Annotated in this window: 7 protein-coding genes; 2 read left to right on the forward strand and 5 right to left on the reverse strand. The window is 48.2% G+C overall.

The annotated features are described in order from the left end of the window. Positions 1 to 2 precede the first annotated feature (2 nt). The 3 genes from QE390_RS08325 to QE390_RS08335 are packed head-to-tail and all read right to left on the reverse strand — an operon-like array spanning position 3 to position 6,509. Positions 3 to 3,242 carry a hypothetical protein gene (locus QE390_RS08325; protein WP_307141795.1) on the reverse strand — a complete coding sequence of 1,080 codons (3,240 nt, stop codon included), beginning with the start codon at positions 3,240 to 3,242 and terminating at the stop codon, positions 3 to 5. A gap of 3 nt (positions 3,243 to 3,245) precedes the next feature. Beyond that, a complete protein-coding gene (locus QE390_RS08330; RefSeq protein WP_106636557.1) occupies positions 3,246 to 4,130 on the reverse strand; it encodes an ABC transporter ATP-binding protein in 885 nt (294 codons plus the stop codon). A 42-nt stretch (positions 4,131 to 4,172) separates the two neighbouring features. Further along, the gene (locus QE390_RS08335) at positions 4,173 to 6,509 is read right to left on the reverse strand and encodes a TonB-dependent receptor (RefSeq protein WP_307141796.1); all 2,337 of its coding nucleotides are present in this window, start codon (positions 6,507 to 6,509) and stop codon (positions 4,173 to 4,175) included. Between the two features lie 108 nt (positions 6,510 to 6,617). Here QE390_RS08335 and QE390_RS08340 point away from each other — a divergent pair, with 108 nt between their 5' ends. Further along, the gene (locus QE390_RS08340; protein WP_307141797.1) at positions 6,618 to 7,613 is read left to right on the forward strand and encodes an AraC family transcriptional regulator; all 996 of its coding nucleotides are present in this window, start codon (positions 6,618 to 6,620) and stop codon (positions 7,611 to 7,613) included. A 137-nt stretch (positions 7,614 to 7,750) separates the two neighbouring features. On the opposite strand, the gene QE390_RS08345 is transcribed toward QE390_RS08340, so the two are convergent. Beyond that, complete coding sequence (locus QE390_RS08345) at positions 7,751 to 8,185, reverse strand: DUF4262 domain-containing protein (protein ID WP_307141798.1); 435 nt, start codon at positions 8,183 to 8,185, stop codon at positions 7,751 to 7,753. A gap of 339 nt (positions 8,186 to 8,524) precedes the next feature. After that, positions 8,525 to 11,581 (reverse strand): T9SS type A sorting domain-containing protein, encoded by a 3,057-nt coding sequence (locus QE390_RS08350; protein WP_307141799.1) that lies wholly within the window; start codon positions 11,579 to 11,581, stop codon positions 8,525 to 8,527. A 907-nt stretch (positions 11,582 to 12,488) separates the two neighbouring features. On the opposite strand from QE390_RS08350, the gene QE390_RS08355 reads away from it, so the two are divergent. Continuing rightward, a complete protein-coding gene (locus QE390_RS08355; RefSeq protein ID WP_307141800.1) occupies positions 12,489 to 13,118 on the forward strand; it encodes an MCP four helix bundle domain-containing protein in 630 nt (209 codons plus the stop codon). Positions 13,119 to 13,203: the final 85 nt, after the last annotated feature.

Here is a 13,203-nt window from a genome sequence, read left to right on the forward strand (position 1 = left end):
GCTTATTTTTCTTCGAAAAGTCTGGTTAATAAGGCCCGATTGCCCACGGAGGCCCGGAGCTGGTCATAAAACACCGTGGCTGGAATCGGCTTTGGCGACAGCCTGGCCTGTTGCAAAAACTGACCGATGAGTCGATTCAGTCGGGGTTTGCCCACCGTTTTACTCAACTCATACAAGGCAGCTCCTCCCTTTTCATTGAATACGTAGTCGGCCTCTTCGTCGCATTGCAGCAACGAGGGTTCTTCGTTCGTCTCCTTCGCCCGACCTTTCAGGTATTGATCGCGGCTTTTGGTCAGATGGTGCTGAACCGCTTCGGAACCGTGTGTTTGCTCAAGCTGACACAGGGCCAGATAGTACGGAATGGATCGGGTAATGAATGGATAGCCCTGCGTTCGGCTGACGTTGGCCTGTTGCATAAACTGCTGGGCGATGAGTCGCGTAACGACAAAGTGCAGGTAATCCAGATCACTGGGTGAACGTACGTCGGCAATCCAGCCGTGATTTTCGGGTAACACTAGTACGTTGTCCTCGGCAAACAGTTCTTCATCGTAACGGGGGCGTTCGGCGATCCGTAGCGTCGTGTAGGGATAAGGCCCCAGCCACCGACTCAACGTATCGAGGGCTTGTCGGGCGGTTGTTAGCAGATGGCTGGTGTTATAGGGGTGCCCCGGATGATAATACAACTCAATGGCAACGGGCTTGCCAGCTATCCGATCCGTTGCTTTTTTGACGGCATAGCGAGCCGATAGCAGATGAAAAGCGAAGGTGGTCGGCTGCTCCGACCGAAACCGGTAGTAGCGTCGCCCTTGCTGTTGCCATTCCTTTTCCAGTTTTCCCGGAGCCACAATCCGTTGGTCGTCAGTCGTGCTGATGGTCAGGGTGTAGTCGGGACGTAACGCCTGCGTCGAGGCAAAAAGCTGCTGCGAAGCCCGTTGGTCGGTTGGGGCGGGTAGTCGATGGGTCAGTTTAGCCAAGCCGTAATCGGGGCGATACTGGTTTCCCTTGAGTTCGCGACCCGGATCGTAGCCAAAATAAGGCAGGATGCCGGAGGGCAGAAAACTACCGTTGAAGGTTAGCTCCGGTTGCGGATCGCCGTTGGTGTAGCCCGTATGCTGCAAGGTACCGACGGCCGTAACAATCAGGGAGTCATTGGGCAAAAGAGGCCGAGGTAGTCGGTATAGGGCATGACGTAGCGTTGTATCCTGACGAAGCAAAGAAAGTGGCTTGCCGTTGACCGACAGGCTGCGAAGTGCCGAAAAATCCATCCATTCCACATGAAGCGTATCCATCGGCAGTAAGGTGCGGTTCTGCACATGAAGCTGCGTGGTGTAGCTTACGTTTCGCTCGGCAGGGTAAAAATCAAGTTGAAGGTTGAAATGGGAAATAGTGGGTTGTGGGCTGTAACGATATATACTATACGTCTTTTCATACAGGGCCGCTTCGATTCGGGCTTCTTCGTTTGTTTGAAAATGATTGTCAACGTTTACGGCCTGGTAAATGCGTTGGCCGCAGAATCCAAAGCCAAGCAACCCACCCACAAAAAGAACCAGCGTAACCGGACTGACTTGTTTTTTGAGATGGGCCAGCCGTTTGCCCAGGGGCGTCAGCGTACCGCGTTGCCAGAGCCAGAGTCCGACCAGGCACAGACTTACCGCCAGCGAAAACCAGTACAGCATATACCAGCCGTGAGCCAGGGTAAACAGGCCGTTCCCGTTCATGTCGGTGTTCATTTTCGTGCCCGGCGAAAACATGAAGTTCAGCCGGTTCTGCTCGATGACATCGGTTTCGTGCAGAATGAGGCTAAAGAGCAGGAACAGAATGGTAATCCAGTGGGTCGCGTACCGATTGGCCGTTAATCCAGCCACAAACACGGTTAGTAAAATGTAGAGGACGTATTTCGGTAACCAACGGATGAACAGGTCTTCGCCATACACCATCCAGTCGAAATCGTAATAGCCTTTGGCCGCCTGTACGCCCACCCCGAACAGGGTAAAGTTGACCAGAATCAGGAAGGCTACGCCCGTCATGGCTCCGATCTTCGAGAGTAGACTCACCCACGTAGGTACGGGTAAGGCGTCGCCAATCTGCCAGAATCCGGTGCTACTGTTCTTAAATAATAGTTCGGTCGTATTGACAATCAGGAACATCAGGATGTAAAACGCCATCGGCAAGGTAACCGACGTGATCTCGACCGTTACCGGGAGCGTTGGGGCGGCTGAGTAATACTGTTGCTGCCAGACGGCGGTGTAGCCGACGTACATCACCAGGAGAAGGGTGAGAAAAATTCGGAAGCCCAGCGGTCGAACGGTGGTTTTGAACTCCAGCCAGGCCAGCGAAAACACCTTGTTCCAATCCGAAGCGGGCGAAAAATGCTGGCGGGTTTTTCGGGTGGGCAAGTCAGTCCGTACGGCAACCATTGGGTGATGGTTGTCGGGGTTGGTTTTGCTGACCGGTTCGGTTCGGGAGATAAAGGATCGGAATGAAAACCGTCGCCACGCCAGCCCTAACGCCAGCATCCCAAGGGTTATCCAGATCACACGGTTCCAAAGCAGAAGTCCCGCGAAATCAGGGCTAAAGCTGTTTTTCTCGGCGGGTGATAAATGCTCCAACTGGCTGTGCAGGACCGAAAATGCCGTTGGGTCGAGCAGCACCGTTTGCGGATTACTGTCGAAGGTCGTTTCGCCGAAAATCATCAATAACAACGTCAGCAGGGCCACCATGTAAGCCAGCTTCGGATTGCGGAACAGCACCGAAATACCAAAGCAAAGGGTATAAATGATAAAAACGTTCGGCAGAAAAATTAGCAGAATACCCCGCAGAAAAGCACCCCACGCCACCGGACCCAGATTATCTATGGGGAGGTAATTATACAGCATGATGCCTAACAGGTAGCCGCCATACAACAGCAGTAACACCACCAGCGACCCCAAATAACGGGCCGCAAAAAAGGTATTTTCCGTGGCCCGAGTGGTGTAGAGAAACGAAGCGGTTTTGTATTCCAGATCTTTTCCCAGAACCAGACTTCCGAAAATTCCCGCCACAATGAATCCCAGGTAACCCATCCCCGCCAGCACCGTATACACGATGGCCGGAGCGTTGGCAAAGGTGCGGTCGGCACTGTAAAACGCACCGGAATGGTGCATGTAATACACGCCCTGAGCCATCATCAAAAACAGAAATACCCAGGTAAATACCTTTTTGAGGTGCTGCCGGACTTCGAAGCGATAAATCGTGCTGAACATGGCTTAAACGGGTTGCGGGGTGGTTTGCGACAGTCGTTTGAAGTAGGCGTCTTCGAGCGTAGGTATTTTTCGCCAGAAACCGGGGTCGGGCATGGTTTCCTGATAGACCGTAATGATCAGTTTACCCGCGTGAAAGCGATTCGAAATCACCTCGAACTGTTGCTGATACTGCCCCAGCAGGTGTTTGTCGATCTGTTTTTCCCATAGGCAGCCGTCCAGTGCCGTTTCAATATCGGTTGGTTTACCGGCCTGCAACACCGTTCCGTTGCCAATGATTGCCATGTCGTTGCAGAGCGTGCTGACGTCTTCTACAATGTGCGTCGATAGAATAACGATGGTGTTTTCGCCAATTTCGCTGAGCAGATTATAGAAGCGGTTGCGTTCGAGCGGGTCGAGGCCTGCCGTCGGCTCATCGACAATCACGATGCGAGGTTCGCCGAGCAAGGCCTGAGCAATGCCAAACCGCTGTTTCATCCCGCCCGAATAGGTGCTGAGCTTTTTGTGCCGCACTTCGTACAGATTCACCCGATGCAGTAGCGTTTCAACCGATTCTTTCTTCTCGGCTGCGTGGGTAATGCCTTTCATTTCGGCGATGTAGAGGAGCATTTCCTCCGCCGATACATTGGGATAGACGCCAAAATCCTGCGGCAGATAACCGAGTACTTTTCGCATTTCGGCGGGTTGATTCAGTACGTCAATATCATCCAGAAAGATGCTGCCCGTGTCGGCGTCCTGCAACGTAGCGATGGTCCGCATAAGGGTCGATTTACCCGCTCCGTTCTGCCCCAGCAGGCCAAACATGCCGTTTTGAATGGTCAGGGTAATATGCTTAAGAGCCTGTTTCCCATTGGGATAGGTCTTGGAAAGATTCGTGATCCGTAATTCCATAATGATTTTTCTTTTTGACAGCCCGGCTGTCGAAAACAACGTTTAAAAACCAGCTTTCAACGTAACGCCTATGGTGCGGGGAGCCCCCTGTGCGACAGGCGATTGAGCTTTTACCGTAGTGGCATAGGCAAACGTCAGGTAGCGAACATCGCCCATATTTTTACCCCAGATGCTGATTTCGACCGGGCCGTATTTTACCCCTGCGTTGAGATTGATCAGGCTAAACGGCTGCTGGATCAGGTCGTTGTAGTAGTTCATGTACTGCAAGCCCAGATACTTCCATTCGGGGGTCACGAAGAGAGCGGCTTTCTGGCCCAGCGTGTGCCGATACGTAGCGGCCAGACTGGTGCTGAGTTTGGGAGTGAAAATCTGGTGGTTACCCGCGTAGTCTTTGTTTTTGCCCGCTCCGTCAGATAGAATCAACGACTGGTACTTCGTATCGACCATGCCCAGATTGTAGTTCACCTCCAGTCCTTTCAGGGGAAGAGCGGTCAGTTCCAGTTCGAGGCCCTTGTTTTGCAGTTTTCCCACATTATCCGTGATCAGATCAGGGAAGGCCACGCTTTGCTGCTGATCTTTCCAGGCAACGTAGAACAGGGCCAGATTGGCTCGCAGGCGACGATTCAGCCACTCCGACTTGACGCCTACTTCGAAATTATCGGTGAACTCAGGCTTATAATTCAGCTTGTTAGCCTGTGCGGTATACTGGTTAAAGCCCCCCGACCGATAGCCGCGTGAGTAGGTGGCGTAGGCCATCAGATCGGAAGTGGCTTTCAGCGAAAAGCCAAGCTTGGGCGACACGGCATCGTTATGCCCGTCAATGGTTTTGTCGGGAGCAATCACCGTCGGCGTTTCGCCCGGTTTGGCCATTTCGGTTCGATGCGTCAGCGTCCGGTTTTCGTAATCATACCGTAAGCCCGCAATCAGATCCAGTTTGCTGGTCAACGCGTAGGTCGCGTGTACGTAAGCCGCTAGACCCTGTATTTTTTTGTCGGAGTAGATGAAGCTCGAATAGGGTGCCCCCGGATAATAGGTAGCTGCATCGGCTCCGTAACGGTAAACGGTTTCGGCTTTTTTTCGGTCCATAAAGCCAAACAGCCCCGCCGTAAACCGAAGCTTTTCGTGCTGATTACTAACCAGCTTAAACTCCTGCGTAAGGGTGTTTTGCGGCTGGAAAGGCATTTCGTAAAGCATGAAGTCGGCAGGCGAATAATCGACGTCATAATCCTGGTACGTATCGCTCATAAACGTATGGCCTGTCAGCGACGACAGTTCCATGCCCTTGAGTTGATACACCGCCTGCAAAGACGTCGTCACCAGCTTTCGCGTCTCCCGATTAGTACCGTTCTGGTTGATCGTCAGCGGCTGTTGCTCCGCCATCGACGCAAAGGTATAGGGGAAGGTTCCAGCGATGTGGTTGTACTCGCCCCGCGAATGAAGCGTAAAGGATAAGCGGTCCGAAGCCAGGTATCGCAGATTCAGGCTGCCGCTGTAGGTTTCGGGTTTGTCAAACTTTCTGCCCGTGTAGAGATTCGTAAAGAAACCGTTTCGGGTATCATAAATCCCTGAAAATCCAGCAAATAACTTGTTTTTGACGAGGGGCCCCGACAACCCTGCCGCGTAGCGTTGTCGGCTAAAATTACCCAGTGTAAGCTCCCCAAAACCGTGGGTCACATTGCCCGGTTTACTGGTAATGATATTGATTACCCCACCCAAAGCATTACGTCCATAGAGCGTACTTTGTGGACCCCTCAGCACTTCTACCCGCTCGATATTCTGAATCTGCACCGAACTGGAATACCCGTCGAACATCGGAATGCCATCGACATAAATCCCGACGACCGGATTCTGCGAAAACGTGTTTATGCCCCGAATGGAAGTCATTGTCAATGTTGGTGAACCCACGTTCATACTCATCAGGTTAGGTACCGACATGAGCATATCGCCCATCTCCTGAATCCGGCGTTCCTGAATCTGCCGACTGCTGAGCGACGAAACCGACAGAGCCGTCCGCTGCTGCGTATTCGCGTATTTTTCAGCCGTAATGGTTACGGGACTTAGCTGTAACGTTTTGGTCGTAGCCGTCAGCACAACCGTAACTGTTTGGCCGTCGGCAACCGCAACTAGCTTGTGGTCAAACTGATAGTTCAGGCTGCTGGCGTGCAATTCGTAAGAGCCGGCGGGTATATTGGTGAACGTAAAACGCCCCTGTTCGTTAGACGTCGTGCTGCGATGGACGGGTTTCAGTTCGATGGTAACGTCGGTGATGGGTTGGCCATTTTCCTCTTCCACCCGTCCGCGAATCGTAGCCCCCCGCTGAGCTAGCACTAGGCTAACATTCAACAGAAACAATCCAAGAAAATAAATAAGTCTGCCCATGTAATGTAGAATAATTCTAAATAAGTAAGTAGTTTCGGCAAAACTACGGACTCGGGGCAGAGGGGGCGGTACGTCAGCCGGAGTGAAACATACGTGAAAAGGAATTTTATGCATCTGAAGATACACCTTCGCGATCTGGAAGAAATCCTCCTGGAGCAAACCGTTGACAGAGCGATGCTGGTATCCAATGAGCCTGTCATAGAACGGGTTACCACCATTGATCTGGCTTCAAGCCGGGGAACGTACCGAGAAATACTGCTCGACGGCATCCACATCGGCTACGGCGATCTACAGCTCAAACAAACCACGCTGCTGCAATTTGAAAGTGATTTTGAGACGGTTGAAATGCATTTCGATCTGTGTGGGCAGAGTGAAGCTGCGTTCCGGGAACCGGGGGTAACTCCCTATCAGTTTAGCAGTAATACGCATAATCTGATTTACGTGCCCGGTACGAAAGGAACGATGCACCTGAACGCTTCGCATGCCCGGATTCTGGAAATCAATATTCGTCCGAGCGTATTTGAACACTACCTGTCAGGCTCCGATCACCACCGCCTTGCCGCCTTCCAAAAGCACATGCAGCACCAGCAACACAGCTTGCTGGGCCGGCATAATCTGCCCATCAGTCCAGCCATGCACCACGTGATCGAGGCCATTGTTAACTGTTCAAAAACGGGCGTCTATAAAAAGCTATTTCTGGAAGCCAAAGTGATCGAACTCCTGATGCTGCAACTGGAGCAACTGCTGGAGCACAATTGTGAGGGATGTCCGCATCTAAGGCCGCAGGACTACGAAAAGATGCATCACGCCAAAGCCATCCTGCTCACCCACCTGGACGACCCCTATTCCCTGACGGATCTGGCCCGGCAGGTGGGCACCAATGAATTTACGCTCAAAAAAGGCTTCAAGGAACTGTTTGGCACGTCTGTATTCGGCATGCTGGGCGACGAACGCATGAAAAAAGCCCAGGCCCTGCTCCTCAACACCACCAAAAGCGTCGCCGAAATCAGTCAGGAAATTGGCTACAAGTACCCCCATCACTTCAATGCCGCCTTTAAGAAAAAGTTTGGCGTACCGCCGGGAAGATATAAGCGTTTTGACTGATCTTTATTCCTTGAAGGCCTTTCGACTTCTTCTAAAGACATCCGCTGGAGGAATGAAGAGGAAATGGCAAAGCCGCAATGAAGAACCTCAATGATTAAATCAATCTTTTACTAACATCTATACAACTAAATTTGAGCTTATTTATATAGAATTTCCTGAATAGTAGTGACATAGCCCCTGTCATCAGGAAATCTTCTTTCAGAATCAGGCCAGACACATTGTAATACAGGAAAGTCAAAACCTTCGTAGTAAGTAATAGCTCTACCTAAAAACTCCTCATAATTGCTTTGAGTTACCGTTTTAAAAAGGCAAGGATAGTCATCTAGGATATCGTTGTAAAAGGTGTCTGGTTCTCGGATCATATTATTTTCTATGTCGTTGCCAATATTATTTAAGATCACGTGAGCTGATTTGTGCTCTATACCAGAAATGATTATTTCAGGATGGCCGAATGTCTTAAAAAGACCTACCGTATAAGAAAAGGGAGGTAAGGTATCATCGACAATGTTAAAAACAATCCACTTATATTTTTCGACTCTATCGAGCAATTCTTGACGTATATTTTCAGCCATCTGTAGGAATCAACTTTCAATTTGAGCTTCTTGGTGCAATTTAAAAGGATCGATGAAAATAAGAGCCATACATTTGCCCTAATACAAAGAGTAACAATATTAATAAATTGGTTTACAGGCAGATATGTTTTTATAAACATCCCATTTTAAAATATGGAAGAGATAAGGACTATTAATTAGCTATAGTAACTCTTTTTCAGAGTAACGATGATTGAAGAGGATGCCAAAGAAATATACTGAACTAACCCACGAAGCCTAGTAACAGGTTTCGTGGGTTAGTTTAGTTACAGGACTTCCCATTCATTAAACAGCCCCGCATTTTTGTAACACGCGTCTGTCTTATTTTATGAAATTCCCTTTAAAATGATTCGCCTGATAATGATAAATACCCGGTGCCAGAGTGGAGACGTTAATGACTTTTTGATCGGCTTGATCCAATGGGGATTGAAAAACGGTTCGTCCAACTGCATCAATAATAACAAGCTGCCCGGTTAGTTTATTTCCATTAAAATCGAGCGTCAGAAAATCCTTTACGGGGTTAGGATACACCTTCACAGATGTCGGCATTACCTGTTCCACCGCTCTGATCACGGAATACTGATACGTTCCGTCCAGATCCACTTGTTTAAGCTGGTAATAGTTACTGCCCTCCAAGGGAGACGAATCAACCATTCGATAATTCAGCTCCCGTACGCTAGTCCCATTGCCGGGAACGAAACCAATTTTTTCGAACGTTTTCCCATCTTTACTTCTCAGAATATCAAATCCAAAGTTATTTTTCTCAGAATAGGTAGTCCAATCGAGCTGTATCCCATTTTCGACCGATTTGGCCGTAAATCTGCCTAAGCTGACGGGTAATGCTTGCTCGATTAATTGCAATTCTAAACTTGCTGCCGTGGTTGGTAAGCCAGGGGTTAGGTAGGCGTTGAAGGATTGCAGGGAAGGTTGACCCGCACTGGTAACCCGACTGAATGAGGCTGTTCCATTGATAGTGGTTAGGTAGTAACTGCCTAAGGGGGCCGGAATACCCACATACACCCCCGTGCTTATGCCTGACTCTACCGCAAGTGTCAGCCATTGCTGTTGTTGGTTAGGGGCAGTATTAACGGACTGCTGCTTCGAGGAGGCAATCGCTCCAGAGCCTTCAAAAACTACGGTTCCGGCTCCGTTGACCAGAACGGGGGTATTGGCAGGAATTTTTCCAGTGGTAATAGCTCTTCCGACTACTTTCGAATCAGCAAAATCCAACGTATAGGCTTTGACGCCCTCTGGAATAGTAGCTTCGAAGGGTAAAACCAGCATTCTTGCTCCGTCTAACGTACTACGATATACTGCTGAAGTGGCCGTGAAACCCTGAGGTGCATAAAAATCGCCTCCTCCTTCGCTAAGTTCAAGTTTTGTGCAGTTCTGTCCGTTGATTACGTTGGTTTTGTCACTCACCGTGCTGGTTTGTACATAATACAAACCATTCTTATTGGCCGCCGCCGCGTGCCAGTTGGTTTGGGCGGGAATATTGGTCACATTGGTAAGGTCAAGGGAAGTATACGTAACGTCATCCAGGCAATCCATTAAATAACTATCCGCTGCACTGTACACGCCGGAAAACTTGTACCCCCGTTCATTACCAATGGCAACGTACACATCTTTGAATTTAAACGTTAGCCGGGAAGCCGCGTTCCCACTGGTCATACCAATGATTCCGATACAACCATCGGTCAGTACGTCCTCGGAGATATTCAGAACCCAGTTGAAGTCGTTTCTTTTGTCAAAAACAATACTGCCGTAATTTTTTGATTTGGTCTCTCCCTGCTTGTTTACGTAGTAAAGCGTGGTATTGCTCGAAGAGTAGTTGTAACTAGAGGAAAGGCTTTCTACTTGAAATACCAGGCGGTTAAACTTTCCACCCAGTGGGAGATATCCGTTAGTCGCGTTTGTATTGGCACTAAACAGGGGCGATGAATTCAGGAAGGTAAAGGTTTTGCCGCTGAGCTTATATCCGGTACCAAATGCTTGCGAGGTTGGCGTTTTGTTATCAAGCTTCTCGTAGTTGACGAGTTCACTAGTCATTTGTGATGGTTCGAAATCCCCACTCTTGGTAAAAACGAGTGTGGTCACACTAGAGGCCTTGATGGTTACCTTGGGTCGGTTGGTTTGCTGGGGAAAATCCACGTTGCTTTCAACCATGCTTTCGGTCTGAGTCGTACTAATGACTTTGCCTTCATTCGAGAGAAAGGGTAAATCCACGGACAGATTATAAGTGTTCGAGGAAGGATTAATGACCTGAACTACAATTTTATCGCCCGTTTCGGAAAGGTAAGCAGACCCTCTTAACTCACTCGTATTGTCATTCCAGCTATTTTGAATGCGGGTATAACCCGTGACATACTTGGCGTAATGCGAAAGAATACTGCCTCGTTTGGTCATTACCCCGGCAGTACTTCCAAACATGCCATCTCCGAGAGGTCCGTAATACCGCTTGGTTGCATAATGAATCCAGGCATTGACATTAGACAGCAGGGCCTGATTCACGGCGTTTGCGAAAGAAAAACCATCAATGGACCAGTTGAAGTCCCGGGAGCCACCGTCGGAATTCCAGTTAATGAGAAACTCGGTCATCCACACTTCTTTTCCCTGAGCCTGTACATTGAGCAAGCCCGACTGAATTGCCCCATACTGATGACCGCCGAATATATCAAAGTGCGGAAGTACCTCGGGATTCACAAAAGCACTGGCGTAATTATCCGTGATGCCCACACTCTCGGGTGCGATGATCTTGCAATCGATTAAATCACCATAGCTTTTAATAAAGGAGGCCATTTGGGCAGGGGTCCAGATGCATCCGGCATAATCTACCTGATAGTCAGGTTCATTCTGTAGTGAAATAGCCTCTAGTGTAACGCCATTTTGCCGTAAATAGGTGACAAAGTCGTTGAGGTAATTGGCGTAGTCAGCGTAATTTTCCTGCTTTAGGTATACGGGTTGCCATACGCCGTTTGCATCCTGATAACGGGAGGCAATGGTATTGTACGTTTTCCATTCCGCCGGCATTGACCAGGGAGAAGCGAAAATCTTAATATTCAGGGATTGTGCTAATTGGGCTGTTGTTAGCACCTGTCCCCAGTTATCCTTGCCAGTAGGTATGTAGATACGCATGATGTTGTAGCCTGCTTCACTGCCTGCCCCCCACATCTTGCGTATTTCGGCTTCGGTCATGTGGTTATACCCAAACTGAGGGCTATTGACGAACCCCCCAAAGCCCGTAATTTTCTGGTACTTCTGGTCTTTGTTCACTTTGACGGTTGCCGTTCTCTCCTGAGCCTGAACGGTAGGGTGAAGTACGGCTGCCAGAGCCAGCATAATCACCGATTTCATAAGGATAAGTAATTGTTTTTTCATAGGTGTATTAGATTGTTTTGTAATCGGGAAACAAAACTTCAACGGGATTGAATGATACCTTACCGACCATTCCTGTCACTAAGAATGATCTTAGGCTCTGATACATGATCCAATTATTTGATGGAAATACGAACTACTAACAGCAAGCTATGTGGCTTTCTAAATCCCTTTGCAAACCCGCTTACCTACAACCAACTTCTACATACTTGCCATCGGTAATTATTCTATAAAATATTTATTAATTGATTAATAATCAGTGATATAATGTCTATGGGTCGTATGACCTCGACCGTCTTGTTCATAACAATCTATGGGAATGCGGAGGCTTTAGGAGTAAAATAAAATATGTATTAATCGATATATAATATGATTATTCCACTGCAAATGTATGGCATTGGAAAGAGGAAGAGCGGATACAAATCGTCATATCTCTTGAACTAATGTTCAATCCCTATGAAAATTTGCTAGACTGATCGTAAAACCTCAGGTAGTTGCTCGGTAACTTGCCCATTTTAAAGGCATAGGGAGGCTTGAAGAAGTTGTGTAGAAGGGTACATTTACCCTCACTTCCTTTCGTTAGGGTAATCCTGAGCATCCCTGACGGAGTGGTAAAAGAGATGCTTATACAGACCTGAATCCATCATGAGCTGGCTGATGTCTACTTTGGTTTCGTATTTCTCTTCATAGTCAGGTTGTAGTAGTGCTACCTTCTGCTTCCTATCGTCTATTGATACTAGATGGATCGCACTTCGAAATCACTTACTGACTATTCATTTACTATTTCTTATCTTGGGCATCAAGCTTTTATAGTAACACCCTTATTTAATTCAGGCCTAATTGATAGGCAAATGAGTTACTTACAGCTTTAGCTCTATTAAATGGCAACCTTTTAGCTTTGATTTATGGTATGGAAAGACCTCGTAATAAAACCACTCTAAGAAATTCTTTACTGATCGCCAGTCTACTGGGTTTGATCTTGACTAGCATTTTTCTCAATCGCCGTAGTGTACATCAGATTCAGGAGGCTTCAGCTTCCATCTACAAAGATCGTTTAGTGCCAACGGCTATTATTGCTAAGTTGACTTCACAAGTTTATAGCAAACGGCTCTTGCTGGAGTCCTACGTACTAAGCAATACGAAGCTACCACTGAGCCAGGTAGCCTTCGCTCTGGATCGTTCCAATCGACAAATCGATTCGTTGATAACCAGTTTCGAAGAAACCAGTCTAACCCTTCGAGAAGCAGATCAATTTAATGCACTCAAACAACGGCTGGAAACGTATAATAAATTAGAAGGAGAGGTAATGAAGAACCCTAAAGATCTGTCACAGGCTCGACAGGTTCTTTTAACCGGAACTGGAAATATTGCGTTCAGTGAGGTGATCCAAACCCTAACGGAATTGTCGGCTCTGCAATTGGCGGTTGGCCAGGAGTTACTCAATCAATCCAATGGTCAGTCGAATTACATTTATGTATTAACTGCCTTGCAGCTTGGTCTTGTATTATTAATATCATTAGTGCTATTCTGGAAGCTTTAATCCAGCAAGCAGGTCCGCTTTAGAACATTCAAGGTTCATAAGGGGTCACGTCAACCCCTGGAAAGAGTACACAAATTTGTCCTGT

It is taken from the genome of Siphonobacter sp. SORGH_AS_1065, from assembly GCF_030818595.1.
Classification (GTDB): Bacteria; Bacteroidota; Bacteroidia; order Cytophagales; family Spirosomataceae; genus Siphonobacter.